This is a genomic window from Cellulosimicrobium funkei (assembly GCF_900155925.1).
GTDB lineage: Bacteria > Actinomycetota > Actinomycetes > Actinomycetales > Cellulomonadaceae > Cellulosimicrobium > Cellulosimicrobium funkei.
Genome location: NZ_FTMI01000009.1, coordinates 1 through 25985, shown reverse-complemented (window position 1 = coordinate 25985; position 25985 = coordinate 1). Strand labels below are relative to the sequence as shown.

The 25985-nt window shown below is 74.8% G+C and carries 24 protein-coding genes, 3 tRNA genes and 1 pseudogene; 10 read left to right on the top strand and 18 right to left on the bottom strand.

Translation table 11 applies throughout. The features are described from left to right. Positions 1 to 21: 21 nt before the first annotated feature. Positions 22 to 1341 carry a TrpB-like pyridoxal phosphate-dependent enzyme gene (locus BXA05_RS18490; protein WP_043654086.1) on the bottom strand — a complete coding sequence of 440 codons (1320 nt, stop codon included), beginning with the start codon at positions 1339 to 1341 and terminating at the stop codon, positions 22 to 24. A 294-nt stretch (positions 1342 to 1635) separates the two neighbouring features. Here BXA05_RS18490 and BXA05_RS18485 point away from each other — a divergent pair, with 294 nt between their 5' ends. After that, positions 1636 to 2397 carry an SDR family NAD(P)-dependent oxidoreductase gene (locus tag BXA05_RS18485; protein WP_076406644.1) on the top strand — a complete coding sequence of 254 codons (762 nt, stop codon included), beginning with the start codon at positions 1636 to 1638 and terminating at the stop codon, positions 2395 to 2397. A 118-nt stretch (positions 2398 to 2515) separates the two neighbouring features. Here BXA05_RS18485 and BXA05_RS18480 read toward each other — a convergent pair whose 3' ends face one another. The 4 genes from BXA05_RS18480 to BXA05_RS18465 all read right to left on the bottom strand — a co-directional run bounded on the left by BXA05_RS18480 (position 2516) and on the right by BXA05_RS18465 (position 7367). Beyond that, positions 2516 to 6370, bottom strand: coding sequence for a metallophosphoesterase family protein (locus BXA05_RS18480; RefSeq protein ID WP_076406643.1), 3855 nt, complete (start codon positions 6368 to 6370; stop codon positions 2516 to 2518). A 238-nt stretch (positions 6371 to 6608) separates the two neighbouring features. Then, positions 6609 to 6681 (bottom strand) — tRNA-Lys (locus BXA05_RS18475). 124 nt (positions 6682 to 6805) lie between these two features. Further along, positions 6806 to 6881 (bottom strand) — tRNA-Lys (locus tag BXA05_RS18470). Positions 6882 to 6986: 105 nt separating this feature from the next. Then, on the bottom strand, positions 6987 to 7367 hold the full coding sequence (locus BXA05_RS18465) for a GroES family chaperonin (RefSeq protein ID WP_043652550.1): 381 nt from the start codon (positions 7365 to 7367) through the stop codon (positions 6987 to 6989). Between the two features lie 73 nt (positions 7368 to 7440). Here BXA05_RS18465 and bcp point away from each other — a divergent pair, with 73 nt between their 5' ends. Both bcp and BXA05_RS18455 read left to right on the top strand, forming a co-directional pair. After that, complete coding sequence (gene bcp, locus BXA05_RS18460) at positions 7441 to 7917, top strand: thioredoxin-dependent thiol peroxidase (protein ID WP_021482400.1); 477 nt, start codon at positions 7441 to 7443, stop codon at positions 7915 to 7917. A gap of 92 nt (positions 7918 to 8009) precedes the next feature. Next, positions 8010 to 8094, top strand: a tRNA-Leu gene (locus BXA05_RS18455). Positions 8095 to 8316: 222 nt separating this feature from the next. Here the strand turns inward: BXA05_RS18455 and BXA05_RS18450 are convergent. The 3 genes from BXA05_RS18450 to trxA form a co-directional block, all read right to left on the bottom strand. Then, the gene (locus tag BXA05_RS18450; RefSeq protein WP_143311209.1) at positions 8317 to 8709 is read right to left on the bottom strand and encodes a hypothetical protein; all 393 of its coding nucleotides are present in this window, start codon (positions 8707 to 8709) and stop codon (positions 8317 to 8319) included. A gap of 155 nt (positions 8710 to 8864) precedes the next feature. Beyond that, the gene (locus tag BXA05_RS18445; protein ID WP_076406640.1) at positions 8865 to 9389 is read right to left on the bottom strand and encodes an Rv1352/Rv1906c domain-containing protein; all 525 of its coding nucleotides are present in this window, start codon (positions 9387 to 9389) and stop codon (positions 8865 to 8867) included. 445 nt (positions 9390 to 9834) lie between these two features. After that, on the bottom strand, positions 9835 to 10218 hold the full coding sequence (gene trxA, locus BXA05_RS18440; protein WP_021482401.1) for a thioredoxin: 384 nt from the start codon (positions 10216 to 10218) through the stop codon (positions 9835 to 9837). Between the two features lie 113 nt (positions 10219 to 10331). Between trxA and BXA05_RS18435 the strand changes: the two genes are divergently transcribed. The 5 genes from BXA05_RS18435 to BXA05_RS18415 all read left to right on the top strand — a co-directional run bounded on the left by BXA05_RS18435 (position 10332) and on the right by BXA05_RS18415 (position 15398). Next, entirely contained in the window at positions 10332 to 11816 is a 1485-nt protein-coding gene (locus BXA05_RS18435) for an MFS transporter (protein WP_076406638.1), read from the top strand. Further along, a complete protein-coding gene (locus BXA05_RS18430) occupies positions 11809 to 13410 on the top strand; it encodes a pyridoxal phosphate-dependent decarboxylase family protein (RefSeq protein ID WP_338077569.1) in 1602 nt (533 codons plus the stop codon). Before BXA05_RS18435 ends, BXA05_RS18430 begins: the two co-directional genes overlap by 8 nt. Positions 13411 to 13481: 71 nt before the next feature. Then, positions 13482 to 14051 (top strand): NUDIX hydrolase family protein, encoded by a 570-nt coding sequence (locus BXA05_RS18425; RefSeq protein ID WP_009863909.1) that lies wholly within the window; start codon positions 13482 to 13484, stop codon positions 14049 to 14051. After that, positions 14048 to 14710: a Pr6Pr family membrane protein gene (locus BXA05_RS18420; protein WP_083712031.1), complete on the top strand. Its 663-nt coding sequence runs from the start codon at positions 14048 to 14050 to the stop codon at positions 14708 to 14710. The genes BXA05_RS18425 and BXA05_RS18420 overlap by 4 nt, the downstream gene beginning before the upstream one ends. A 145-nt stretch (positions 14711 to 14855) precedes the next feature. Further along, entirely contained in the window at positions 14856 to 15398 is a 543-nt protein-coding gene (locus tag BXA05_RS18415; protein ID WP_034655787.1) for a flavodoxin domain-containing protein, read from the top strand. A gap of 66 nt (positions 15399 to 15464) precedes the next feature. Here BXA05_RS18415 and BXA05_RS18410 read toward each other — a convergent pair whose 3' ends face one another. Beyond that, positions 15465 to 17096, bottom strand: coding sequence for an ABC-F family ATP-binding cassette domain-containing protein (locus BXA05_RS18410; protein WP_076406718.1), 1632 nt, complete (start codon positions 17094 to 17096; stop codon positions 15465 to 15467). A 111-nt stretch (positions 17097 to 17207) separates the two neighbouring features. On the opposite strand from BXA05_RS18410, the gene BXA05_RS18405 reads away from it, so the two are divergent. Continuing rightward, positions 17208 to 17657, top strand: a complete 450-nt coding sequence (locus BXA05_RS18405; RefSeq protein WP_076406637.1) for a DUF3054 domain-containing protein — start codon at positions 17208 to 17210, stop codon at positions 17655 to 17657. On the opposite strand, the gene rdgB is transcribed toward BXA05_RS18405, so the two are convergent. The 6 genes from rdgB to clpS all read right to left on the bottom strand — a co-directional run bounded on the left by rdgB (position 17646) and on the right by clpS (position 21883). Then, positions 17646 to 18332 carry an RdgB/HAM1 family non-canonical purine NTP pyrophosphatase gene (gene rdgB, locus BXA05_RS18400; protein ID WP_061268533.1) on the bottom strand — a complete coding sequence of 229 codons (687 nt, stop codon included), beginning with the start codon at positions 18330 to 18332 and terminating at the stop codon, positions 17646 to 17648. The two genes, BXA05_RS18405 and rdgB, sit on opposite strands and share 12 nt — an antisense overlap. Further along, positions 18329 to 19099 carry a ribonuclease PH gene (rph, locus tag BXA05_RS18395; protein ID WP_076406635.1) on the bottom strand — a complete coding sequence of 257 codons (771 nt, stop codon included), beginning with the start codon at positions 19097 to 19099 and terminating at the stop codon, positions 18329 to 18331. The genes rdgB and rph overlap by 4 nt, the downstream gene beginning before the upstream one ends. A gap of 94 nt (positions 19100 to 19193) precedes the next feature. Further along, positions 19194 to 20024, bottom strand: coding sequence for an MBL fold metallo-hydrolase (locus BXA05_RS18390; protein ID WP_076406634.1), 831 nt, complete (start codon positions 20022 to 20024; stop codon positions 19194 to 19196). Further along, on the bottom strand, positions 20024 to 20827 hold the full coding sequence (murI, locus tag BXA05_RS18385; RefSeq protein WP_031316087.1) for a glutamate racemase: 804 nt from the start codon (positions 20825 to 20827) through the stop codon (positions 20024 to 20026). The genes BXA05_RS18390 and murI overlap by 1 nt, the downstream gene beginning before the upstream one ends. Positions 20828 to 20915: 88 nt before the next feature. Then, complete coding sequence (locus tag BXA05_RS18380; protein WP_076406632.1) at positions 20916 to 21599, bottom strand: DUF2017 family protein; 684 nt, start codon at positions 21597 to 21599, stop codon at positions 20916 to 20918. Then, complete coding sequence (gene clpS, locus BXA05_RS18375) at positions 21596 to 21883, bottom strand: ATP-dependent Clp protease adapter ClpS (RefSeq protein ID WP_206154435.1); 288 nt, start codon at positions 21881 to 21883, stop codon at positions 21596 to 21598. Before clpS ends, BXA05_RS18380 begins: the two co-directional genes overlap by 4 nt. 113 nt (positions 21884 to 21996) lie before the next feature. On the opposite strand from clpS, the gene BXA05_RS18370 reads away from it, so the two are divergent. Beyond that, positions 21997 to 23427: a nicotinate phosphoribosyltransferase gene (locus BXA05_RS18370; protein ID WP_076406629.1), complete on the top strand. Its 1431-nt coding sequence runs from the start codon at positions 21997 to 21999 to the stop codon at positions 23425 to 23427. A gap of 66 nt (positions 23428 to 23493) precedes the next feature. Here BXA05_RS18370 and BXA05_RS18365 read toward each other — a convergent pair whose 3' ends face one another. From BXA05_RS18365 to BXA05_RS20605, 3 genes and pseudogenes are all read right to left on the bottom strand, one after another. Continuing rightward, positions 23494 to 25347: a DEAD/DEAH box helicase gene (locus BXA05_RS18365; protein ID WP_043652576.1), complete on the bottom strand. Its 1854-nt coding sequence runs from the start codon at positions 25345 to 25347 to the stop codon at positions 23494 to 23496. Beyond that, positions 25344 to 25679, bottom strand: coding sequence for a DUF3039 domain-containing protein (locus BXA05_RS18360; RefSeq protein WP_021482851.1), 336 nt, complete (start codon positions 25677 to 25679; stop codon positions 25344 to 25346). The genes BXA05_RS18365 and BXA05_RS18360 overlap by 4 nt, the downstream gene beginning before the upstream one ends. A 209-nt stretch (positions 25680 to 25888) precedes the next feature. Then, a pseudogene (locus BXA05_RS20605) lies at positions 25889 to 25985 on the bottom strand (glucosamine-6-phosphate deaminase); the annotation flags it as partial.

Here is a 25985-nt window from a genome sequence, read left to right as displayed (position 1 = left end):
CCGCGCGAGGCGCCCGGCCCGTCAGACGTACGCCGCGTACGCGGGCAGGTCGAGCACCCCGTTGCCCGACAGCCCGAGGACGATCACCTCCGGCTCCGTCGCCGCGCGCGCGTGCGCGACCGCCGCCGCCACGGCGTGCGTCGACTCCGGCGCGGGGATGATGCCCTCGCTGCGCGCGAACAGCGTCCCGGCCGTGAACGCCTCGTCCTGGTCGACGGCGACGGCGTCCATCAGCCCGAGGTGCACCGCGTGCGACACCATCGGCGACATGCCGTGGTACCGCAGACCGCCCGCGTGGATCGCGGGCGGGACGAAGTCCTTGCCGAGCGTGTGCATCTTGAGCAGCGGCGTGAGGCCCGCGACGTCCCCGAAGTCGTAGCGGTACTCGCCCTGCGTGAGCGAGGGGCACGCAGCCGGCTCGCACGCGACGAGCCGCGTCGTCGTGCCCTCGCGCAGGTTGCGGCCGAGGAACGGGAACGTCAGGCCCGCGAGGTTCGACCCGCCGCCCGCGCAGCCGAACACGACGTCCGGCGCGCCCTCGCCCGCCTCGTCGAGCTGGACGAGCGCCTCCTGGCCGATGACGCTCTGGTGCAGCATGACGTGGTTGAGCACGCTGCCCAGCGCGTAGTGCGCCGCGGGGTCCTTCGCGGCCGTCTCGACCGCCTCGCTGATCGCCATGCCCAGCGAGCCGGTCGTCTCGGGGTCCGCGGCGAGCATCGCGCGCCCTGCCTCCGTGAGGTCCGACGGCGACGGGTGGCAGATCCCGCCGTAGACCTCCATCTGCGCGCGCCGGTACGGCTTGGAGTCGTACGACGCGCGCACCTGCCACACCTCGACGTCGAGCCCGAGCAGCGCGCCCGCGAACGACAGCGACGCGCCCCACTGGCCCGCGCCCGTCTCGGTCGTCAGCCTCGTGGTGCCCTCGAGCGCGTTGTAGTAAGCCTGCGCGACGGCGGTGTTCGGCTTGTGCGAGCCGACCGGGCTCACGCCCTCGTACTTGTAGTAGATGCGGGCCGGCGTGCCCAGGGCCCGCTCGAGGCGCCGCGCGCGCACGAGCGGCGACGGCCGCCACAGCGCGTAGATCTCGCGGATCGTCTGCGGGATCTCGACGTAGCGCTCCGTCGTGACCTCCTGCTGCACGAGCGCGAGCGGGAACAGCGGCGCGAGGTCGTCGGGCGTGAGGGGCTCGCGCGTGCCCGGGTGCAGGTGCGGGGGCACCGGCTCGGGGAGGTCGGCCGCGAGGTTGTACCAGTGCGTCGGGACGGTCGAGGGCACCTCGGCGCCCGTCGGCTCGAGGGACCGGACGGGCAGGGCCGTCGGTGGGGTCTGCGGTGTCGTCATGCTCGGCTCCAGCTCAGGGGGACGGCCGCTGGGCCGACGACGCGCGCACCGGGTTCACCGAGCCCGCCCACGTCGTCGGGGCACGGCCGGATGAGGTCACCGGCCGTCAGGCGGCCGGCCACCAGGGGGTCACGGACGGGTGCGTCACGACGCCGACCCTACCCCCGCCCGCACGCTCGGGACCACCGGCGCCCAGGTGAGGACGATCGGCTCTCGCGCGCGCGGGCGCGCGGGCGCTGGGATGGGAGCAGACGCCGGTCGACGGCAGTGCCGGCGCGGACGGAAGGAGCCGTCATGGTCAGCAACCACGTCCCGGGCAGGTTCGAGGGACGCACGGCGATCGTCACCGGCGCGGGCGCCGGCATCGGCCGCGCGACGGTCGAGCGGCTGCTCGCGGAGGGCGCGCGCGTCGTCGCCACCGACGTGCGGGAGGACCGCCTCGACAAGCTCGTCGCCGACGTCGGCACGGACGCTCTCGTCACCGTGGCGGGCGACGTGAGCGCGCAGACCACGGTCGACGCGGTGGTCGCTGCCGCGGGCGGCCGGGTGGACGCCCTCGCCAACGTCGCCGGGATCATGGACGGCTTCCTGCCGACCGCCGAGCTCGACGACGCGACGTGGGACCTCGTCATGACCGTCAACGTCACCGCGGTCATGCGCCTCACGCGTGCGGTCCTGCCCCTCATGCTCGAGGCGGGGAAGGGATCGATCGTCAACGTCGGCTCGGAGGCGGGCTCGCGCGCGTCGGCGTCGGGCACCGCGTACGCGACCTCGAAGCACGCGATCGTCGGCTTCACGAAGAGCACGGCGTTCTTCTACACGCCCCGGGGCGTGCGGGCGAACGTCGTCGCCCCCGGGGCCGTCGCGACGAGCATCGAGGCGCCCTTCCGCTCGCCGTACGCGGGCGAGCGGCTCGGACCGGTCATGGCGACGACCGTCCCGCCGGCCGCGAGCGCCGACGAGCTGGCCGCGGCGATCACGTGGCTCCTGTCGGACGACTCGGCCAACGTCTCGGGCGCCGTCCTGCACAGCGACGGCGGGTGGGCCGCCGTCTGACCGTCCCGCTCCCCGACCGGGCGGGCGACGCAGCGGCCCCCGGACCGTCCGGTCCGGGGGCCGCCGTCGTGCCGTCGGCGCCGCGTCAGCGGCGCGACGCCGGCGGATCAGCGCGGTGTCAGCCGCACGCGAGCGCGTCGTACGGGACGTCCGCGGCGGACGACCGGCCGTCCCCGCTCGCGGCGACGTGCGCGGTGCCCGCCGCGACGTCGGACGCCCGGACGGAGAACGCCTGGTAGGCCGACGCGCCGGGTCGCACGCCCGTGACGGTGCGCTCGCCGAACGGCGTGCTGAGCGTGACGTCCATCGGGACGGTGTCCGCGTTGCGGGCCCGGACGGCGACGTAGGCCGTGCCGCCGAGGCACTGCGTTCGCGCCGTCGTCTCGACGACGAGGCCGTCCTCGGCGGGCGCGGTGGTGAACGTGCTCACCGGCGAGACGGCGGTGCCGCCGCCCGCGCTGGTGGCCGTGACGGTCCACGCGTGCGCGGCGCCGGGCTCGAGCCCGTCCCACGTGACGGTCGCGACCTCGCCCGAGGGCACGGTCACCCTGCCGACCTCCTCGCCCGGGGCGTAGAGCGACACGGCGTCGGTCGCCAGGCTCGTGACGCGCGAGGTGAGGTCGACGGGGACGGTGAAGTCGTCCTCGCGGCCGTCGTAGCGCTGCTCGTCGTCGTACTCGGTGGCGCCGAAGTTCTCGAGCCACGGCGAGTAGGTGTCGACGATCATCTCGGAGCGGTCGACGTCGAACTGGAGCAGGCGCAGGAAGCTCGCGCCGAGCCGCAGGCCCTCGTCGGGCGCGTAGCCGCCGATCTCGGTGAGGCCCGCCTCCTCGGCCGTGACCTCGTAGAACTGGTAGTCGGCCAGCAGCTCGACGACGCCGCTGCCCGGCGTGCCGACGTCCTGGCGCACGTTGATGCCCACGCCGTGCCGGTGCCCCGCGAGGACGAGGAAGACGTTCGGGTTGGGCTCGACGACCTTGGCGTGCACGAGGCGGCCGTCGGGCGTCGAGATCTCGGAGTCCCGACCGTCGGGGTTCGTGCTCGGCACGAGGTAGTCGTGCGTGAGCACGATCGCGTTGCGGTCGGGGAACTGCTCGAGGACGCCGTCCGCCCACGCGGCCTCCTCGTCCGTCACCCCGTACGACAGGTACACGGCGACGAAGTCGAGCCCGCCCGCGCTGAACAGGTCGTAGTGGTTCTGGTTGTCGCCCTCGCGCCAGGGCCCGCCGTAGGACGCGTTCTCCCACCCCGCGGACAGGGCCTCGTAGCGCTCGGGGCCGTAGAACTCGTTGAACAGCGCCCCGGGCCCGTTGTCCTGGCCCGTGAGGTTGTCGTGGTTGCCGGCGAGGACCCCGTTGGGGATGTTCGCGTCGTCGAGGATCTGCTGCGCGGACGAGGAGAACGCGTACTCGCCCCGGACCTGGGCGGCCATCGCGTCGTCGGCCGGCAGGCGCGTGTAGTTCTCGTTCACGTCGCCCGTGTGACCCACGTACGCGATCCCGCGCGCCTCGGCGTTGTCCACGACCCACTGCGTGAGGTCCGTGTAGGCCTGCGCCCACACGGCGCGCTCCTCGGCCGTCTCCTGCTCGACCGCTCCCTCGGTGAGGTACTGCGTGTCGGTGAGGTGGACCAGCGAGAAGTCGTAGTCCTCGCGGGGCGCGAAGTCGGTCTCGTCGCGCGACCCGCCCGCGGCGATGTCGTCGGCGAAGGGGTCGGTGCCCGTGACGAGGACGTGCGCGGTCCCGTCGGTCGCGGCGCCGTCGCGGAGCACGGTGCTCAGCGACGTCGTGCCCTCGACCGCGCCGCGCGTGGACGCGAGGGGCTCCCACCGCTCGCCGTCCCACACGTGCAGCGTCGCGAGCCGCTGCGGGTCCACGACGCCCTCCCAGCGCACGACCTGGCCGGAGGTCGAGCCCTCGGCGGGCAGCTCGAAGCGCTGGTAGGTGACGTCGCGGCTCCGGGGCGAGTCGAGCGTCAGGTCGTCGCCCGGGGCGAGCGCGTCCGCCGCGGCGGGCTGCTCGCCCTCGACCGGGAGCGTCGTCGGGACCTCGGCCGACTCGCCCTGCGCGACGAGCGCGGGGGCGGTGACGTCGGCGCGGGAGAACGTGGCAGTGACGTCGCCGCCGCCGGGCGCCGCGACGCGCGCGGACAGGTCGACGCTCCCCGCGACGTCGCGCGTGCCGTGCGCGGGCGCGAGGTCGGTCGGGACGTCGGGCACGCCGAGGCTCGTGAACGCGATCTCGTGCGTGCTCGCGTTCCCGAGCACGTCCGTCGCGGTGACGACGAGCGTGTGCGCACCCGGGGCGAGCCCTGGGCCGACGGGCGCGCCGAGCTCGAGCGGCTCGCCGTCGAGCGTGACGTCGGGGCCGGACAGGACGCCGGACGCGTCCGCGAGCTCGACCGCGAGGCTCGTCGCGCTCGCGAGCTCCGCGCCCGCCGCCGGCGTGCTGGACACGATCGCGGGACCGGTGTTGTCGGTGGTCACCGTCCGGCGCGCGGCCGCACCCGCGGCGGTCGCCGACGTGATCGCGTGCTCGCCGTCGGCGAGCGTCGTCGTGTCGACGTCGGCCCGCAGGCCGGTCGCGGGCGCGTCGGCGTCGCGCGTCACGTCGAACGCGAGGTCGACCTCGCGCGGCTTCGTCGTGCTCGTGCCGCAGTCTCCGTCGCCCATCGAGTACGACGGCGCGATGCCCACGCCGGTCGCCGTGCCGTCCGTCACGTCGAGCGCGATCCCGGAGATCGCGAAGTCGTCGCGGTTGTCGCCGCACGCCGTCGGGTACGTGCCCGTGACGAAGCGCACGACGTTGCGGCCCGGGGACAGGAAGGCGTTTGGGACGTCGATCCGCACCGTCTCGCTCACGTAGTCGCGGTCCACGAGGTCGATGCGCTGCCCGTTGACGAGCAGGTGGTTGGTGTAGCGGGCCTCGATCGAGTTCGAGCCCACGGTGAAGACGAACCGCGACGAGCCGGTGCCGAGCGTCGCGACGGTGGTCAGCGGGGTGCCGTCCAGCTCGATGCCGACGGGCGGCTCGCCCCCGGCGGGCGGTGTGGCGAGCACGGTCTGCGGACCGTGCAGCAGCGCGCCGTCCGCAGGGAGGATCACGGGCGCCCCCGGGGCGCCGTTGTTCACGGTGACCGCGCTCGTCGCGGTCGCGCCCGACGCGGTCGTCGCGGTGAGCGTGTGGGCGCCGTTCTCGAGCGTCGTGGTGTCGAGCTCCGCGGCGAGGCCGGTCGTGGCGGCCGGGTCCTGGTCGAGGTCGAACGTGAGGTCCGCCGAGAGGACGCGCGCCGTGTTCGTGCCGCACGAGCCGTCGCCGAACGCGTAGGAGAAGCTGTTGGCGGAGCCGTCGGCGGTCTCGCCCAGGAGCTCGAGGGACACGTCCGTGAGGTCGTAGTCGTCGTAGTTCGTGCCGCACGACGTCGTGACCGCACCGACGACGAACCGCACCCGGTTCTCGCCCGGCACGAGCCACCGCGCGGGCACGTCGAGCGCGACGCGCTCGGACACCATGTCCCGGTCGAGCTCGAGGCGCTCGCCGTTGACGAGCACGTGGCTGCCGTACCGCTTCTCGATCGAGTTGCTGCCGACGTCGAACAGCAGGCGCGCCGTCGCGGGCGTCGCGGCGGCGTCGAGGGCGGTGCCGTCGACCGCGAGCGCCGTGACGGCGTCGCCGGCGCGGACGGGGTCGGCCGCGACACGCACCGTGCCGTCGAGGAACGTGCCGGTCGTCGGGCTCAGCACCGGCCGCGTCTCCGGGCCGGCCCCGGTGGACCGGGCGGCCGTCCGGTCGAGGGTCGGGGAGGCTCCCGGGGCGATCGCGGCGGCGGCGCCGGGCGCGAGCAGGCCGGCGACCAGCACCGCCCCGAGCGCCCCGGCGACCGCGGCGCGGCGCCGCGCCCCGCCGTCGGTCCGTCTGTCGGTGCGTCTCTCGGCGCGTCGCGAAGTCCTGTGCGTGGGCACGGACGTGTCCATCGTGGTTCCCTTCCGTGGCGAACGGGTCGACGGGCGGCGCTGCCGAGCGGCGACGACGCCCGCACCGGACCCTTCCCGGCGGGGGTGAACGGGAGGACGGCGGCGGGCGAACTCCGGCGAAACGGACGGCGACGGTTGCGGCGGGCGACCGGCACGGGTGGAGCCGGAGGGCGGATCGCCCGGGCGGCGGACGACGAAGGCCGCCCACCACGAGGGTGGACGGCCTGGTCAGGAAGGGTGCGCCATCAGGGACTCGAACCCCGAACCCGCTGATTAAGAGTCAGCTGCTCTGCCAATTGAGCTAATGGCGCGCGAGAGGGAACACTACCAGCGGCCAGGACCGTCGATCTCCGCGAGGAGACCGGGCCCGCCGCCGCGCCGGCTCTCGACCGGCACGGCTCGGGCCGCCCGCCATGCGGACGGCCCGATCGGTGGTGGTGCGCCATCAGGGACTCGAACCCCGAACCCGCTGATTAAGAGTCAGCTGCTCTGCCAATTGAGCTAATGGCGCGCGAGAGAAAACACTAGCAGCCGCGGGCGCGCCGCGAAAATCCGTTCCGCCCGCCCTCGTGTGACGTCGGCGACACGGCCCGGCGACCCCGCGCAGCGGCCCCGGCTAGAGGTACAGCCCCGTCGGGCCGTCCTCCTCGACCTCCTGCGACACGGCGTGCACGTCACGCTCGCGCAGCAGCACGAGGTCCTTGCCGCCGAGCTCGACCTCGGCGCGCTCGTCCGGGTCGAACAGCACGCGGTCCCCCACCGCGACCTGTCGCACGTGCTCACCGGCCGCGACGACGACGGCCCACGCGAGCCGCTTCGGGCCCACGGCCGTCGCGGGGATGACGAGCCCCGCCGAGCTCTGCCGCTCGCTCGCGTCGACCTCCGGGTCCACGAGCAGCCGGTCGTGCAGCATCCGGATCGGGAGGTCGCGGGCGGCCGGCCGGGACGGCGACGGGCGGGACGAGGCGGTGGCGGGGGCGGACGTCGTCTTGCTCACAGCGACAACGCTACCGGTGCCGCCCACCCTCACCTACGCTCGAACCACACCTTGGCCGGACCGAAGGAGATCCATGTCCACGCGCCTCACCGTCGGCGACACCGCTCCCGACTTCTCCCTGCCCGCCGCCGACGGCAGCACCGTCACGCTCTCCGACCTGCGCGGCAAGCACGTCGTCGTCTACTTCTACCCCGCGGCCGGCACGCCCGGCTGCACGACGGAGGCCTGCGACTTCCGCGACAACCTCGCCTCGCTCCAGGGCGCGGGGTACTCGGTCGTCGGCGTCTCCCCCGACCCGGTCGACAAGATCGCCGCGTTCGTCGAGGCCGAGCACCTGACCTTCCCGCTCGTGTCGGACGAGGACAGGTCCGTCCTCGAGGCGTACGGCGCGTGGGGCGAGAAGAAGCTCTACGGCAAGACGGTCGTGGGCGTCATCCGCTCGACGGTCGTCGTCGACCCGGAGGGCAAGGTCGAGCTCGCGCAGTACAACGTCAAGGCTACGGGCCACGTCGCGAAGCTCCGCCGCGACCTCGGCATCGACCCCAAGTAGCGCACCCGGGCGGTGCGGTCCGGGCCCGGTGCGCGTCGAGCGACGCGCACCGGCCGCCGGGGCCGCACCGCCCGCCGTAGACTGATCACCGCGCGCGAGTGGCGTAACTGGCAGCCGCGCCAGGTTTAGGTCCTGGTGTCCTCGGACGTGCGGGTTCGAGTCCCGCCTCGCGCACCATAGCCGCCGGGCTGACGCCGACGGAACTCCGTCGGCCCGCGCGACGACGATCTCCCGGACTGAGCCCGGTGCGCACCTACTGGACACCGCCGTCGCCTCCGTCACCATCCCCCCGCCCGTCGGCCGTCTCGCGGTTCTGCGGCACCGGAGAGAGCGCCTACGGACGAGGCACTGAGAGCACCCCTGGGGGCAAGCCGAAAACGGCTCGCCCCCAGGGATCGGCTACTCGACCGTGAAGACAGAGTCCATCCCACGATCCGGGTGGTACGACCACGACACCGTGACGTTCTCCCACGACTCCGTCTGTCGGCCATCCATCGATGTCGTCTGCTCCATGTGCGACACCACCGAGCTGGGGGTATCCAGGGCTTCGACGATGCAGAACAGGTCCTCTGACGACGCTCCCTCGAGATCGTCGTCTCCCTGGTGGTCCACGGTCAGGGTGCGCCCCGCGTCGCCGACGCGGATCCCGGGCTCGCCGTCGTCGATCCCGCACGCGGCCATCGCGTCCTTCAGCACAGCCTGCTCCGCTGCCTCGGCGGCTGCCGCTGCATCTGCTTCGGCTCGCTCCTCGGCAGCATCTTGTGCTGACGTCACCCCGAGCGTGGCGATCACGCCTGTCACCAGCCCCACGACGCCCGTGACTGCCGGAAGCACCCAGCCCGGGCGGCGCTGGGATGACGCGGGAGGTGCCGTGACCTCCGACCTGCTCGTAGTCTCCGTCGTGGCGACTGGGGTCTCAGCCCTGGGCTGGTCCGACCCGGGCACAGTCACTGCTTCACCCACGATCCGCAGTCGGACGACTCGAAGTCCTGCCCATTCGACAGCGTCACGGTGTGGTTACCCTGCGTGCCGAAGTCGTTGGACACGATGTCGTCCCCGTTCGAGCCCGTCACCGAGATCTTCCAGTAGCAGCGCGTGCCGACGACAGGCTCGGAGACACGGTACGAACCGGGCTCGATGTCCACGCCCACGGTCCAGCGCCCGGGCTTGATCGTTGTCGCGGCAACCTGCTGCTCGGTCGCGGACACCGCGGCCTCGCGTGTCCCGACCTCGTTCTCCCGCTTCGCGACGGCGGCTTCCGCCGCGGCCAGATCAGCCTCCCGCGACTTACGGTCCTCGTTCTCCGAGGAGACCTCCGCAAGCCTGTCCTGGGCGATGGACAGCTTGCCCTCGAGCTCATCCCGCGTCTCACGCAGGTCAAGCACCTTCTGCGCCTCGTTCACCGTGACCTGATGCTGTGCAACCCATGCGACCGCAGCACCCAGCAGCAAGATGGCGAGCGCGGCGATCACGATCAGGAGAGTCCGGTTCGCGCTGACGTACGCGCGGGCGCTACCGCCCTTCGATCGAGCTGGTGTCGCCGGCGGGGGCGGCGGCGGAACGGGTAGTTCGGGCGTGCTCATACTTCCTCACATCGGGTCGAGGGCCCGTTCGACACGGGCCAGCACCCTGAGAGAAGGCCGAACGTCCGAAGTGTGACGCCTGTACAAGTAACGATCCGGACACGACCGTCCCGCTCTCGCAGCATGTGCCAGATTCACCCGCACCCGATCTGGACGACCGTCCAGTTCGGTGTCTACCGTGGTGGCAGAGCCGGTGCCCGCACCACTTGCCCCCTGCCGGTACGGGCACCGGCTCCCACACCTGCCACGCAGCGCCTGCGCGCGAGACGGCCCACGACACGACGACGGCCCGGCACCCTCCGAGGGTGCCGGGCCGTCGTGGTGTCGTGCAGGCTCAGGCGTCCTGCGCCGGGGAGCCGTCGCTCGCCGCGGCGATCTGACGACGCACGTCCTCCATGTCGAGGCCCTTCACGGCGTCGACGACCTGCTTGAGCGCCGGGGCCGGGAGCGCGCCGGGCTGGGAGAACACGAGGATGCCCTCGCGGAACGCCATGAGCGTCGGGATCGACGTGATGTTGGCGGCGGCGGCCAGGCCGCGCTCGGCCTCCGTGTCGATCTTGCCGTGCACGACGTCCGGGTTCTCCTCCGACGACGCCTCGAAGACGGGCGCGAACATCTTGCACGGACCGCACCAGTCGGCCCAGAAGTCGACCAGGACGATGTCGTTCTCCTTGATCGTCTGCTCGAACGTGGACTCGGTGAGCGTCTGCGTGGCCATGGATGTTCCTCCTGGGGGCTTGGGGGTCTGCTACGTAGAGCACACACCTTGCCCGGAGTATTCCCCGCGCACGACCGCGCAGGCCCGGCCCGCGCACCCTCTACGCTGCCCCTGTGACGCACGACACCACCGCGCACCGGCTCTCGCGCACCACGATCGCGGGCTACGCCGCCGGGTCCGTCGGCACCGGCGGGTTCGGCACCCTCCCCGCCCTGGTCCTGCTCGTGTACCTCACCGACGCGCTCGCGGTGCCGGCGGCGGTCGCCGGGCTCATCGTCACGGGCGCCAAGGTGTGGGACGTCGTGGTCGACCCGTTCATCGGCTACGGGTCGGACCGCGACCTGGCCCGCACCGGGTCGCGCCGTCGCTTCATGACCCTGGGCGCCCTCACGCTGCCCGTCCTCTTCGCGCTGACGTTCGCCGTCCCGGCGGCCGCCGGGCCGACCGCCGCCGCGATCTGGGTGCTCGTCGCGTTCCTGCTCGCCGCGACCGCGTTCTCGCTGTTCCAGGTGCCGTACATCGCGCTCCCCGCGGAGCTCGACCCCACGTACGACGGCCGCACCCGCCTGCTCGCGTGGCGCGTCGCGACGCTCGCGTTCGCGATCCTCCTGTTCGGGGCGGGCGGACCGGCGCTGCGCGGAGGCGGGGACTCGACGACGGGGTACCTCGTCATGGGCGTCGTGTCGGGTGTCGTCATCGGTGCCGGGATGCTCGTCGCCGCGCGGGTCGCGCCGCGGGCACCCCGCGGCGCCGGCACGCCCGCTCCCCCGGCCGGCACGACCACGGCCTCGGCCGGAGCGACCACCGCCTCACCCGGGACCGCCACGGGCTCGACGGCGCCGGCCTCGGCGTCGCGCGCCTGGACCCTCGCCGTGCGTGAGGCGGTCGACGCCCTGCGCCGCTCGCGCCCGTTCCGCACGCTGCTCGCCGCGTTCGTGCTCCAGGCCGTCGCGACGGGACTCATGCTCGCGGGGGCGGCGTACGTCGCGCGGTACGTGCTGCGCGACGAGGCGGCCGTCAGCTACCTCTTCGCGGCGCTCGTCGCGCCCGCGCTGCTCTGCATGCCGCTGTGGACCCGGCTCGCGCGCCGCGACGGCAAGGAGCGCGGGTTCGTCGTCGCGACCGTGATGTTCGCGGTCGCTGCGCTCGGGATGGTCCCGCTCGTGTGGGCACCCGGTGCGTGGGTCTACGTCCCCACCGCGCTCGCCGGCGTCGCGTACGCGGGCATGCAGGCGCTGCCGCTCGCGATGCTCCCCGACGCCATCGCGCACGACGCGCGGACGCACGGCGAGGGCCGCGGCGGCGCCTTCGGCGGCGTGTGGACGGCGGGCGAGACGACGGGCATGGCGCTCGGCGCCGCGGTGCTCTCGCTCGTCCTCGGGATCACCGGGTACGTGTCCACGCGGGCGGGCGAGACGGTCGCGCAGCCGGCCGCCGCGGTGGACGGGATCGCGCTCTCCTTCTCGGTCGTGCCCGCCGCGCTCGTCCTGCTGAGCCTCGTCCCGCTCGTGCGATACGGTCTGCGCAGGGGGGACATCGACGACACAGCACCGGAGCTGCCGCGTGACCACGCCCCGACCGACCGAGCCCGTGACTGACACGGGATCGACCGCCCCCGGCGCCCTGCCGCGGCCCGCCGACGCGGTGCCGCTGCGCACCGACGGGATCCTCGACCGGCTCGCCGCGCTCCGCGCGGCCGACGCCCCGACGCACGGCGGACGCGTCCTGTCCTACGTCTACGACCCCGGTCTCGCCGAGCTCGACGAGCTCGCCGCCGCCGCCGCGCGCGCCGTCCAGCCGGTCAACGGGCTCGACCCCACGACGTTCACGTCGGTCGCCGTCATGGAGGGCGAGCTCCTCGGGTTCGCACGCACGATGCTGCACGGGCCGGCCGACGGGCCCGACGCCGTCGTGGGCTCGGTGACGTCCGGCGGGACGGAGAGCTGCCTGCTCGCGGTGAAGATCGCGCGCGAGGCGTTCCGCGCCGCGCACCCGGACGTGCGCCCCCGCGTCGTGGCCCCCGTGAGCGTGCACGCCGCGTTCCGCAAGGCCGCGCAGCACCTCGACGTGGACCTCACGCTCGTCCCCGTCGACCCGGCGACGGGGACGCCCGCCGCCGCCGACCTCGTCGCGGCGCTCGACGCCGACGACGCCGCGCTCGTCGTCGTGTCCGCGCCGTCGTACCCGCACGGCGTCGTCGACCCGGTCGCCGAGGTCGCCGAGGCCGCCGCCGCGCGCGGCGTGCCCGTGCACGTGGACGCGTGCGTCGGCGGCTGGGTGCTGCCGTTCTGGGCCGCGGCCGGGGGCGAGGAGGTGCCGCCGTTCGACTTCTCCGTGCCGGGCGTGACGAGCATCTCCGCGGACGTGCACAAGTACGGCTACGCGCCCAAGGGCGCGTCCGTCCTGCTCGTGCGCGGGCGCGACCGCCAGCGCCGGCAGTTCTTCGCGACGACGGGCTGGCCGGGGTACCCGGTCGTCAACCCGACGCTGTCCGGGTCGCGATCCGCCGCGCCGCTCGCCGCGGCGTGGGCCGTGAGCCAGGCCCTCGGCACCGCGGGGTACACGGCCCTCACCGCGCGGTGCGTGCGCGCGACCTACGCCCTGCGCGCGGCGGTGGACGCGATCGACGGGCTCCGCGTCGTCGGCCGCCCCACCGGCCCGCTCGTCGCCGTGGCGACCGACGAGTCCGTGCCGCCCGAGCGGCGCGTCGACCCGCACCTGTGGGCCGACGCCGTCCGGTCCCTCGGGTGGGTGCTCCAGCCGCAGCCGGGGCTCGTGCAGGACGACGGCACGCGCCTGCCGCACACGACCCACCTCACCATCACGCCCGTCACCGAGGCCGGTCTCGACGGCCTCGTCGCCGCGCTCGGCGCGGGCGCCGACGCCGTCCGCGGCGCCGGGCGCCCCGACGTGAGCGGGGTGCTCGCCGCGCTCGCCGGTGAGTTCGCACCGAGGGCCGACGCCCCCACCGCCGACGAGATGTGGGGCGCGCTCGTCGGGGTGCTCGCCGCGGACGACGGCGGGCCCGAGGGCGACGACGACCGGGGGCCGCGCGCGTCGGTCCTGCCCGACCGCCTCGCCCCGCTCATGGCCCTCATGGAGGTGCTGCCCGCACCGGTCGCGGAGCAGGCGCTCGTCGAGATCGTGGCGCGCGTCTCCGAGCCGCACGCCGAGGCGCCCGGCACCGCGTGAAGGCCGCACGACCGGGCAGTGGCGCCCGGGGCGGACTCGCCCCGCCGCACCGCTCGGGGTAGAACAGTCGCGTGACCGACACCGCCGACTTCCCGCCCGACGACTTCTCCCACGACAACCCGCGCCCCGCGGGCTGGCTCAGCGCCGAGGAGATCGCGGTCGCGCGCGCCCAGCTCCCGCTCGTCTACGTCGACGCCGTCCCCGTCCGGGTCGACGACTCGGGCGACGTGGTCGCGGTCGGGCTCCTGCTGCGCGTGACGCCCGAGGGCATGATGACGCGGGCCCTCGTCTCCGGGCGGGTCATGTTCCACGAGCGCATCCGCGACGCGCTGCTGCGCCACATCGAGAAGGACCTCGGCCCGGTCGCGCTGCCGCAGGTGCCCGCGTCCCCGCAGCCCTTCACGGTCGCCGAGTACTTCCCGACGCCGGGCATCACGTCCTACCACGACCCCCGCCAGCACGCGGTCTCGCTCGCGTACGTCGTGCCGGTGACGGGCGACTGCCGGCCGCAGCAGAACGCCCTCGAGCTCGCGTGGCTCACGCCCGAGCAGGCGTGCAGCGACGAGGTCCAGCTCGAGATGCGCGGCGGCCAGGGGGTGCTGCTGCGCCAGGCGATGGCGTACGTCGGCCGCCTGCCGTGACCGACGCGCCAGGCGTCCGGGTCGACGCGGGCCGGCACGTCGTGGCCCGCACCCTGCACGCGCTCGTCGCCGTCGCGGCGCTCACGGGCGTCGTCCTGGAGGTCGCGATCGCGCTCGTCGACGGTCCCGGCACGGCCCCGAGCCAGGCCGAGCGCCTCGTGCGCCTGGTCTCCTACTTCACGATCCAGTCGAACCTGCTCGTCGGGGTCGTCTCCGTCCTGCTCGCGGCGCGACCCGCGCGCGACGGGACCGTCTTCCGCGTCGCGCGCCTCGACGCGCTGCTGTGCATCGCGGTGACCGGGATCGTCTACAACACCGTGCTGCGCGGTCTGCAGGACCTGACGAGCGCCGGCCAGGTCTCGAACCTCCTGCTGCACCTCGTCGCGCCGCTGCTCGCGGTGGCCGCGTGGGGACTCGTGGGCCCGCGCCCGCGGGTCGACGCCGCGACGGTCTGGTGGTCCGTCGCGTACCCGCTCGCGTGGATCGCGTACACGTTCGTCCGGGGCGCCGTCGTCGGCTGGTACCCCTACCCGTTCCTCGACGTGGGCGAGCTCGGCCTCGGCCGGGCGCTCGTCAACACCACCGTCGTGGCGGTCGTCTTCCTCGCCCTCGCGTGGGTGGTGCGTCTCGTCGACTCCCGCCTGCGCCCCGCGCCCTGACCCTCTCGCGCCCCGGCAGTGCGCCCGGGACCAAGGGCCCGCACGCTCGTTCCCGTCGGCCCTGGGCCTCGCGCCCTCGGAGCCGGACGCTGGAGGGAGGGGACCCGTCCGGTCCGGACGGGCGGTCGACGAAGGGGTGAGCGCGATGGACGCCGCAGTGGTCTACGAGTCGATGTACGGCAACAGCGAACGCGTCGCGCAGGCCATCGCGGAGGGGCTGTGCGAGACGGTGCGCGTCGAGGTCGTCGACGTGACCGACCCGGCCGCCCACCCGGACGCCCTGCGCCACGTGCAGCTGGTGGTCGCCGGCGGCCCGACGCACGCCCTGGGCATGACGCGCCCCGCGACCCGCGCCGAGGCGGTGCAGCGCGCGACGGGCCCGGTCTCCGACCGGGCCACCGGGCTGCGCGAGTGGGTGGAGTCCCTCCCGCCACAGGAGGAGGGGCGGCTCGCCGCGACGTTCGACACGCGCGCGACGAAGGTCCGCTCGCTCCCGGGCTCGGCAGCCCGCGGCGCCGCCAGGGCGATGCGCCGCGCGGGGTTCCGGCTCGTCGTCCCGTCCGCGTCGTTCTACGTCGGCGACGTCGAGGGACCCCTGGACGACGGCGAGCTCGACCGGGCGCGCGCGTGGGGTCGCGCGCTGGGCAAGGTGCTCGTCCCGGCGGAGAGCCCGGCCGAGGGCCGCTGACCAGCCGGGCCCGCCCGCCCCCTGGCCACGACGCTCCGGCCGGTCCGGCGCTGAGGGCGCCGCGGGTCAGCCGAGCTCGAGCCGGGGCCAGTCGTCGAGGTCCTCGCGCATGCGGCGGTCGTGCGTCGCCACGACGACCGCCGCGGGCGTGACGCGCAGCGCCTGGGTGAGCTCGTCGACGAGGTCGATCGACAGGTGGTTGGTCGGCTCGTCGAGGACCAGCACGTGCGGCGCCGCGAGGAGCGCGCGGGCGAGGTCGAACCGCCGGCGCTGCCCCGCGGACAGCTCGCGCAGCGGCCGCTCCAGGTCCTCCTCCGTGAGCAGGCCCAGGAACGCGACGGGGACGAGGTGCTCGGGGTCGAGGCGGCCCGCGTCGAGCAGGTCGAGCGCCTCGCGCGCGTACTCGTCGAACCCGGTGCGGTCCTCCGCCTCCGGGGGCAGCGCCGGGCCCTCCTGCGCGACGACGCCCAGCCGCGCGCCGTCGACGACGGACCGGGTGCCGCGGTCGAGCGGCACCAGGCCCGCGAGCGCGGCGAGGAACGTCGACTTGCCGCTGCCGTTCGGCCCGGTCACGAGCAGACGCCCCGAGGGAGGGAGCGCGACCCGGGTCCCGGGCAGGTCGAGGCGCGCTCCGCCGTCGGGCCCGACGCGCGGGCTGCGCAGCTCGAGCACCGGGTCGCCCGGCTCCCAGCCCGGCGACATCGCGGGGAGCTCGGGGAAGACGAGCTGGAGGGGCGGCACGGGCACCTCGACGGCCTCGGCCTCGAGCTGCTGGAGGCGCCGGTCCGCGGCCTTGACGTGGATCCGGGCGCGCGTCGCGCGGCGGTGCTTCTGGCTGCCCTTGGGCGGGCGCCACTCGTCGGACAGCCCCTCGTACGACGCGTCGAGGACCGCCGCGAGCTTCTCCGCGCGCTTCTGCTCCGCCCGGAACCGCTGCCGCCAGCGGTGCAGCGCCTGGTTCTTCGCGAACCGGTAGGAGAGGTAGCCCGGCTGCCCGTACAGCACCGGCTTCCCGTCCATCGCCGGGTCGAGGTCGAGGATCTCGGTCGCGACGTCGTCGAGCAGCTGGCGGTCGTGCGTGACCATCACCACGCCGCCGCGCCACGCGACGAGCTCGCCGGTGAGGAAGTCGATCCCGCCGGTGTCGAGGTGGTTGGTCGGCTCGTCGAGGAGGAGCAGGTCGGCGCGCTCGGCCAGCCGGCACGCGAGCCGCACGCGGTAGCGCTCGCCGACGGACAGGGTCGCGAGCTCGCGGTCCCGGTCGCGGCACGCGCCGAGGCGCGAGAGCGCGACGTCGACCCGGCGGTCCGCGTCCCACACGGCGAGGTGCTCGGCGCGGGCGAGGATCTCCGTGAGCTCGGCGAGGTCGCCCGCCTCGTGGTCGAAGTCCCGGGCCGCCGCCTCGAGCTCGGCGGCGACCGCCCGCAGCCCGCTCAGCGTCGCGGCGACGAGCGTGCCGACCGTCTGGCCCGGCGCGATCGCGAGCTCCTGCTCGACGAGCGCGAGCGAGCCCGCGCGGCGCACCTCCCCGCGGCCGGGCGCGAGGTCGCCGGAGAGCACGTGCAGGAGCGTCGACTTGCCCGTGCCGTTCTCCCCCACGACCCCGAGCCGCGTCCCCGCGGCGACGCGCAGCCCGACCCCGTCGAGGACGGGGCGTCCGGGGTAGGCGAAGGCGAGGTCGTCGGCGGCGAGGTGCACGGGGACCACCCTATGTTCCTGGGGATCGACCCTCCGCGTCCCGGGATCGACCCGCCAGGGCCGGTCCGGGCCGTGCGGGGACGGTCCCGCGGGCGGGGTACCGTCGGGAGCATGACCGACCTCGCGCCCACCGGACCGCGCACTCGTCGCCCCGGGCTCGTCGTGCTCGCCGCGCTCGCCGACGTCGCGTGCGTCCTCGCGCTGGCGACCGGCGGCCTCGCGACGCACTCCGCCGACGAGGGTCTGACGCGGCTGCTCGTCGTGGCGTGGCCGTTCGCCGCGGGCGCCGCGCTGGGCTGGCTCGTCACGCGCGCGTGGCGTCGGCCGTGGGCCCTGTGGCCGACGGGCGTGGTCGTCTGGGGCTGCACGTGGGCGCTGGGCGTCCTGCTGCGCGTGCTCACCGACCAGGGCGTGGCCCCGGCCTTCCAGCTCGTGTCGTTCGGGTTCCTCGCCGTGACGATGCTCGGCTGGCGCGGCGTGGTCGCGCTCGTCGGCGTCCTGCGGCCGGGCGACCGCCGACGCCGCGAGCGCGAGCTCGCCGGCCGCCCCCTACCGCGCTGAGAGCGCCGCGACGACGTCCGGCGCGAGAGCGCGGAACGCCTTGCCGCGGTGGCTGATCGCGTTCTTCTCCGCCGGGCTCAGCTCGGCCGCGGAGCGGGCCGTCCCCGCACCGGGCTGCTCGTCCGGCAGGAGGATCGGGTCGTAGCCGAACCCGTTCGCGCCGCGCGGCGCGGTGAGCAGGGTTCCCCGCATCTCCCCCGTCCGCACGACCTCGGTGCCGTCGGGCGTGACGAGCGCCGCCGCGCACACGAAACCGGCCGCGCGGTGCTCCGCACGCACGTCGCCGAGCTGCGCGAGCAGGAGCTCGAGGTTCGCGACGTCGTCGCCGTGCCGCCCCGCCCAGCGCGCCGAGAAGATCCCGGGTGCGCCGCCCAGCACGTCGACGGCGAGACCGGAGTCGTCCGCGACGGCCGGCAGCCCGGTGGCCGCGACGAGGGCGCGCGCCTTGATGAGCGCGTTCTCGGCGAACGTCACGCCGTCCTCGACGGGCTCGGGCGCGCCGACGTCGCCCGCGCCGACGATCGCCTCGGGCGCGAGCTCGAGCCCCGGGTGCGCGTCGAGCTCGGCCGCGAGGATCGCGCGCAGCTCGGCGATCTTGCCCGGGTTGTGCGTCGCGAGGACGAGTCGCGCGCCGTCGGGCACGACGACGCCGGTCGCCTCGGGCGTGCCGCTCACCGCGGGTCCGCCGCGAGCGCCGCGCGCTGGACCGCCGTGAGGTCGGCGGTGCCGGCCACCGCGAGGTCGAGCAGCGCGTCGAGCTCGGCGCGGTCGAACGGGGCGTGCTCCGCGGTGCCCTGCACCTCGACGAACGTCCCGGAGCCCGTGACGACGACGTTCATGTCCGTCTCGGCACGGACGTCCTCGACGTACGGGAGGTCGAGCATGGGCGTGCCGTCGATGATCCCGACGCTCACGGCCGCGACGGAGTCGGTCAGCACGGGCTTGCCGCCCTTGATGTGGCCGTGCCGCTGGCCCCACGCGACGGCGTCGGCGAGCGCGACGTAGGCGCCGGTGATCGCGGCGGTGCGCGTGCCGCCGTCGGCCTGGAGGACGTCGCAGTCGAGCACGATCGTGTTCTCGCCGAGCGCGGAGACGTCGATGATCGCGCGCAGGGACCGGCCGATGAGGCGCGAGATCTCGTGCGTGCGCCCGCCGATCTTGCCCTTGACCGACTCGCGCTGGCTGCGCTCGTTCGTCGCGCGCGGCAGCATCGCGTACTCGGCGGTGACCCAGCCCTCGCCCGACCCCTTGCGCCAGCGCGGCACGCCCTCGGTGAACGACGCCGCGCACAGCACGCGCGTGCGGCCGAACTCGACGAGCACGCTGCCCTCGGCCTGGTCGAGCCAGTGGCGGGTGATGGTCACGGGGCGGAGCTGGTCGGGCGTGCGGCCGTCGGCGCGGAGGGGCGCGGCCGTGCCCGGAGACGAGGAGGGGATGGTCATGCCGCCACCCTACCGACCCCCGGCCCACCGCTGAGTGCGCGCGGAATGGTTGCGCCTTCCGGGCCCGACGGCGGCTCCTCCCCGCGCTCAGCGGTCAGAGGTCGAAGACCGCGCCCGTCGTGGCGACGTCGACCGGGCCGGTGTACGTCTCCCGCGCCTCGGCGCGCGAGCGCTCGGGGTCGTTCCACGCGGGCAGGTGCGTGAGCACGAGCCGGCGCGCGCGGGCCGCGGTCGCGACCTCGCCCGCGCGTCGCCCCGTGAGGTGGATGCCCCGCTCGACGCCGTCGTCGCGGCCCTCGTGGAACGCCGCCTCCGACAGGAGCAGGTCGGCGTCGCGCGCGAGCTCGACCACGCCGTCGCACGCGTCCGTGTCCCCCGTGTACGCGAGGACGGCGCTCTCCCCCGGGCGCAGCGTGGACGGCCCGGTGACGCGCACCCCGTACGCCTCGACCGGGTGGAACACGCGGTACGGCTCGAGGACGAGCGGGCCGACCCGGACCGGCGCGCCCGGCTCCCACGTGCGCACGTCGAGCTCCTCCGTCACGCCGTCGCCCGGCTCCGCGCCGTACGCCGCCTCGATGCGGGCGGCCGTGCCCGCCGGGCCCAGCACGGTGAGCCGGCTCGGCACGCCCGTGCGGGTCGAGCCGCGGACCGGGTGGTAGCGCAGGTACACGTACAGGCCGCACACGTCGACGAAGTGGTCGGGGTGCAGGTGGGACAGTCCCACGGCGTCGACGTCGAGCGGCTCGACGAACCGCTGCAGCGCGCCCAGCGACCCGTTGCCCAGGTCCAGCACGACGTTCCAGTCGCGCGCCTCGAACCCCGCGGCCGCGGCCTCTGCGGCCGGGACCTGGACCAGGTACGACGACGCGGGCGACGCCGGGCCCGCGAACGAACCCGAGCACCCGACCGTGACGAGACGCATCAGGCCGCCTCCACGCTCAGCACCTCGGGGCCGAGGAACCGGCGCGCGAGGTGCTCGAACGGCTCCGCGCTCCCCGTCGCGAGGAACCGGTGCCGCGGCGGCCCGGCGTCGCGCGAGCGCTCGAGGTCGTGCGCGACGAGCGTGCGGTACACGTCCTTCGCGGTCTCCTCCGCGCTCGACACGAGCGTGACCTCGTCGCCCATCACGTACGAGATCGCGCCCGTCAGCAGCGGGTAGTGCGTGCACCCGAGCACGAGCGTGTCCACGCCCGCGGCCTTCACCGGGTCCAGGTAGCGGTGCGCGACCTCCAGGACCTCGGGGCCCGACGTCACGCCCTGCTCGACCAGCGGCACGAACTCGGGGCACGCCTGCGTCGTCAGGGTCAGGCCCGGGGTCACGGCGAACGCGTCCTCGTACGAGCGCGACGTGATCGTGGCCCGCGTCCCGATGACGCCGATGCGGCCCGACCGCGTCGCGGCCACGGCCCGACGTGCCGCCGGGAGGATCACCTCGACGACCGGGAGCCCGTGGCGCTGCGTGTACCGCTCGCGCGCGTCGCGCAGCACCGCGGACGAGGCGGAGTTGCACGCGATGACGAGCATCTTCACGCCGTCGTCGACGAGCTGGTCCATGATCGCCAGCGCCATCGCCCGGACCGCCGCGAGCGGCTTCGGTCCGTACGGGCTGTTTGCGGTGTCCCCGATGTAGAGGAGGGCCTCGTTCGGGAGCTGGTCGAGGATCGAGCGTGCCACGGTCAGGCCACCCACGCCCGAGTCGAAGATCCCGATGGGAGCGTCGTTCACCCGGCCGAGCCTACTGTCGCCGCCCCGCGCCAGGCGCCCCGAACCACGCGCACGCCGCTGTGGCAGCGCCCACAGGTCCCCGCCACGCTCAGCCCCGCGGCCCGGGGCGCGGACCGCCCCGCCCCGCCCGCAGGTCCGCGAGCATGCCGTCGACGAGCGACTCCTGGAGCAGCCCCGTGAGGAGGAACACGCTCACGAGGAAGCGGCGCGGCGCTCCCCCGACCTCGCCCTCGTCCGGGCCGTCGTCGCCCTCCCGGTCCAGCTCGTCGTACAGGCCCTCGACCTGCTCGTCCGTGCGCAGGTCCAGGCGCTCGGCCAGGACGAGGCGCACGTCGGTCAGGGCGCCCGCGACGTCCTGCGCCTCCTCGCGCCCGACGACGAACGGCGCCGCCTCGGCCGGCTCGGAGTCCACGAGCATCCGGCCGAGCAGCACCAGCCGGCCCACCTTGCGCGCCGCCAGGTCGTCCTGCGTGAAGCGTCGGAACTCGTGCGCCACCTCGACGTCGTCCGACGCGTCCGGGAGCAGACGGCGCACGGCCGGGTCCGGCGGCGGCGTCGCGTCCGACCCGCCGCCACCGGGCGTCGGGCCCGTCCAGCCCGGGGGCGACCACGCGTCGTCGGGCGCGGACCGGCCCGGCGCGTCCGACGCCCGCCCGGGGACGCCCTCCTGGAGCATCTGCGCGACGTCGCCCGCGAGCTGCGCCAGCACGATCCGCTCCGACGGCTCGAGCTCGGCGACGTACCCGTGCGCCTCCGCGCGGAACGGCCTCACTGCTCGCCGTCCTTCTGGAGCGTCGCCCACAGCCCGAACGAGTGCATCGCCTGCACGTCGACCTCCATGCGCTCGCGGTCACCCGTAGACACGACGGCCCGGCCCTCCTGGTGCACCTGCATCATCAGCTCGTGGGCACGCGCGGTGGAGTACCCGAAGTACGACTCGAACACGTACGCGACGTAGCTCATGAGGTTGACCGGGTCGTTCCACACGAGGGTGACCCACGGGCTGTCGAGCCGGGTCGCCTCCTCGGTGCGGACCGCCTCCTCGGGCACGGTCAGGGAGGCCCGCGCGGCAGCGGGGCGGGTGAAGATGGGGTGGGGTCTCACGTCACCACTCTATTCGCGGGCCTGTCGGCGCCCACCGCGGCGGTCGCTGCCCTACGGTATTCCGCATGAGCCTCGCCGACCCGGGCAGCGTCGCCCTCCCCGCGACCGACAGCGCTGCCCCCTCCGCCTCGCCGACGCAGCGGCCGTCGTACCAGCCGACGTACCAGCCCGGTGCGTCGACCGCGCTCCTCACCGACCGCTACGAGCTGACGATGCTCCAGGCGGCGCTCGCCGACGGCACCGCGGGCCGGCACTGCCTCTTCGAGGTCTTCACGCGCCGCCTCCCGCCGGGTCGACGGTACGGCGTCCTCGCCGGGACCGGGCGGGTCCTGGAGGCGCTGTCGTCGTTCCGCTTCTCCGCCGCCGAGCTCGACTGGCTGCACGCGCAGTCCGTCGTCGACGACCGCACCCTCGAGTTCCTCGCCGGCTACCGCTTCACCGGGACGATCACCGGGTACCCCGAGGGCGAGGTCTTCTTCCCCCAGTCGCCGGTGATGACGGTCGAGGGCACGTTCGCCGAGGCGGTGCTGCTCGAGACCCTCGTCCTGTCGATCCTCAACTACGACTCGGCCGTCGCGTCCGCCGCGTCCCGCATGACGAGCGCCGCCGTCGAGCGCCCGTGCCTCGAGATGGGGGCGCGGCGCGCGCACGAGCAGGCGGCCGTCGCCGCGGCGCGGGCCGCCGTCGTCGGCGGGTTCGCCGGGACGTCGAACCTCGAGGCGGGCCGCCGGTACGGCCTCGAGACCATCGGCACCGCCGCGCACGCCTTCACGCTCCTGCACGACGACGAGAGGTCCGCCTTCGCGTCGCAGGTCGCGTCCCTCGGCCCCGGCACCACGCTGCTCGTCGACACCTACGACGTGCGCCGCGGCGTCGAGAACGCCGTCGAGGCGGCCGGCGGCCGCCTCGGTGCCGTGCGGCTCGACTCCGGCGACCTCGGCGTCCTCGCCGTCGAGGTGCGCCGCCAGCTCGACGCCCTCGGCGCGCACGACACGAAGATCACCGTGACCTCCGACCTCGACGAGTACGCCATCGCGTCGCTCGCCGCCGCGCCCGTCGACTCCTACGGCGTCGGCACCTCCCTGGTCACCGGCTCCGGCGCCCCCACGTGCGGCATGGTCTACAAACTCGTCGCCCGCGCCGACTCCAGCGGCGTGCTCCAGCCCGTCGCCAAGGCGTCCACCGCCAAGACGAGCACGGGCGGCCGCAAGTGCGCCGCCCGCCGCTACGACGCCGACGGGCGCGCGGTCGAGGAGGTCGTCGTCACGGGTGCCGACCTCGCCGTGCAGGAGTGGGAGCCCGACGACGTCGACCTGCGTCGGCTCCAGGTGCCCCTCGTCGTCGACGGCGCCGTCGACTCGCGCTGGGTCGGGTCGTACGGCGTGGAGAACGCCGCGCACCGCCACCGCGAGGCCCGCGCCGAGCTGCCCCGCGGCGCGCGCCGCCTCTCCGCCGGCGACCCGGCGATCCCGACGGTCGTGCACACGCTGCCCTGACTCCCCGACCGGGCCGCGACCCGGTCGCGGCCGGGCGCACGCGCCCGGCCGCCGAGATCACGGGGGCTACCGCTTCCCGACGAACCAGCCGCGCACCGTCGCGACCCGGGCGTCGAGCTGCTCGACCGTCGCGAGCGGGACCTCGGGCCCGCCGCAGCGGCGCCGGAGCTCGGTGTGCACCGACCCGTGCGGCTGCCCGCTGCGGCGCGACCACGCCGAGACGAGCTGCTGGAGCTCCTTGCGGAGCTCCGCGGCGCGCCGATGGTCCATCTCGGCCCGCTCGCGCTCCGCGGACTGCGTGGTGCGCGAGCGCGCGCTCATCTGGTCGGCCTGCCGCTGACGCAGGAGGGTCGTGACCTGGTCCGCGTCGAGCAGGCCGGGCAGCCCGAGGAAGTCGAGCTCCTCGTCCGAGCCGACGTCCGCGCCCGTGCCGAACTCGCCGCCGTCGAACAGCACGCGGTCGAACGACGCCTGGGCCTCGAGCGCCTCGAACGAGCCCTGGACGAGCTCGCCCGACGCCTTGTCCTCGCGGTTCGCCTCGGCGAGCAGGGCGTCCTCGGGGTTGAACCCCTCCCCCTGCTCCTCCGCGGTGAGTGGCCGGTCGAGCGCGTGGTCGCGCTCGATCTCGAGCCCGTTCGCGAGCTCGAGCAGGTGCGGCACGCTGGGCAGGAACACCGACGCCGTCTCGCCGCGCTTGCGGGCACGCACGAACCGCCCGACGGCCTGCGCGAAGAACAGCGGCGTCGCGGTCGAGGTCGCGTACACGCCCACCGCGAGCCGCGGGACGTCGACGCCCTCCGACACCATCCGGACGGCGACCATCCAGCGCGCGTCGCCGTCGGAGAACTCCTCGATGCGGCTGCTCGCGCCGTCGTCGTCCGAGAGGACGACCGTCGGCGACTTCCCGGTGATGCGCGCGAGGTGGCCCGCGTACGCGCGCGCGTCCGTCTGGTCGGTCGCGATGACGAGGCCGCCCGCGTCGGGGATCGCCCGCCGGACCTCGGTCAGCCGCTTGTCCGCCGCCGCGAGGACCGACGGGATCCACTCGCCGTTCGGGTCCAATGCGGTGCGCCACGCCTGGCCCGTCATGTCCTTGGTGAGCGCCTCGCCGAGACGCGCGCTCACCTCGTCGCCGGCCTTCGTGCGCCAGCGCATGTTGCCCGAGTAGGACAGGAACAGCACCGGCCGCACGACGTGGTCGCGCAGCGCGTCGCCGTACCCGTACGTGTAGTCGGCGCGCGACCGCCGGATGCCGTCGGGACCGCGCTCGTACTCGACGAACGGGATGGCCGCGGTGTCCGAGCGGAAGGGCGTGCCCGTGAGCGCGAGGCGCCGGGTCGCGTCCTCGAAGGCCTCACGCACCGCGTCGCCCCACGACAGCGCGTCGCCGCCGTGGTGCACCTCGTCGAGGATGACGAGCGTGCGGTCGGCCGTCGTGCGCGCCGCGTGCAGCGCCGGCTTCGCGGCGATCTGCGCGTACGTGAGCGCGACGCCGTCGTAGTGCGCGCCGTGCCGGCCCTGGCTGTTGCGGAAGTTCGGGTCGATCCGGATGCCGACGCGCGCCGCGGCGTCGGCCCACTGGTGCTTGAGGTGCTCGGTCGGGGCGACGACGGTCACGCGCCGCACCACGCCCTGCTCCAGGAGCTCGGTCGCGACGCGCAGCGCGAACGTCGTCTTGCCCGCGCCGGGTGTCGCGACGGCGAGGAAGTCGCGCGGCGCGCGCGTGCGGTACAGCTCGAGCGCCTCGGCCTGCCAGGCGCGCAGCTTGGACGCCGAGCCCCACGGGGCGCGCCGCGGGAACGCCGGCGAGAGGTGCGACGCCGCCGCGGAGGACGGGCTCTGGGGTGCCGGCGGCGAGGTCCTGCTACGGGAGTCGGGGGCGGAGTGACCGGTGGACGTCGTGTGGTGCTCCGCGCTCACTTGCCGGAGTCACCCTCGCCGTCCTGCGGGTCTCGCAGTCCCTCGTAGATCTCCTTGCACGTGGGGCACACGGGGAACTTGTTCGGGTCACGGCCGGGCACCCAGACCTTGCCGCACAGCGCGATCACCGGCTTGCCGGAGAGCGCCGACTGCATGATCTTCTCCTTGCGCACGTAGTGCGCGAAGCGTTCGTGGTCGCCGGGCTCGGTCTGCTCGCGCGTCTCCTCGCGCTCGAGCACCCCGGTCGACGTGCCGGTCGTCGGCTCGGTCGCAGGAGTCCGGAACGGGTCCTCGGGACCCCCGGGTGGCGTGCTCGCGCGGAGTTCGATCATGGAGTGAAGTCTACGTCGCGACGCCCACACGTCGGGCGGCCGTCGCCGCGGCCGGTCCGCGCGCCGTGCGACACCCGCCGCGCGGACCACGGGCCGCGGGGACGGGAGACGACGAAGCCCGCCGACGCACGGTCCAGGGGCGTGGACCGCGCGCCGACGGGCGGCTCGGTGTCGCGGGAGCTCCCGCGAGGTGTCGTCGACCCGTCGGGTCAGAGGCCCTGCCAGTCGGGCTTGGACGCGTACGTCTGGCGGTAGTAGTCGCCCAGCTGCAGGCGCGAGGCCGCCGCGTCGTCGACCAGGACCGTG

Coding starts and splice junctions, on each gene's coding strand:
- BXA05_RS18405 (WP_076406637.1), top strand. CDS start 17,208: ATGACCGACCTCGCGCCCACCGGACCGCGCACTCGTCGCCCCGGGCTC.
- trxA (WP_021482401.1), bottom strand. CDS start 10,218: ATGGCCACGCAGACGCTCACCGAGTCCACGTTCGAGCAGACGATCAAG.
- BXA05_RS18490 (WP_043654086.1), bottom strand. CDS start 1,341: ATGACGACACCGCAGACCCCACCGACGGCCCTGCCCGTCCGGTCCCTC.
- rph (WP_076406635.1), bottom strand. CDS start 19,099: ATGACCATCCCCTCCTCGTCTCCGGGCACGGCCGCGCCCCTCCGCGCC.
- BXA05_RS18390 (WP_076406634.1), bottom strand. CDS start 20,024: ATGCGTCTCGTCACGGTCGGGTGCTCGGGTTCGTTCGCGGGCCCGGCG.
- BXA05_RS18485 (WP_076406644.1), top strand. CDS start 1,636: ATGGTCAGCAACCACGTCCCGGGCAGGTTCGAGGGACGCACGGCGATC.
- bcp (WP_021482400.1), top strand. CDS start 7,441: ATGTCCACGCGCCTCACCGTCGGCGACACCGCTCCCGACTTCTCCCTG.
- BXA05_RS18415 (WP_034655787.1), top strand. CDS start 14,856: ATGGACGCCGCAGTGGTCTACGAGTCGATGTACGGCAACAGCGAACGC.
- BXA05_RS18370 (WP_076406629.1), top strand. CDS start 21,997: ATGAGCCTCGCCGACCCGGGCAGCGTCGCCCTCCCCGCGACCGACAGC.
- BXA05_RS18360 (WP_021482851.1), bottom strand. CDS start 25,679: ATGATCGAACTCCGCGCGAGCACGCCACCCGGGGGTCCCGAGGACCCG.
- BXA05_RS18480 (WP_076406643.1), bottom strand. CDS start 6,370: ATGGACACGTCCGTGCCCACGCACAGGACTTCGCGACGCGCCGAGAGA.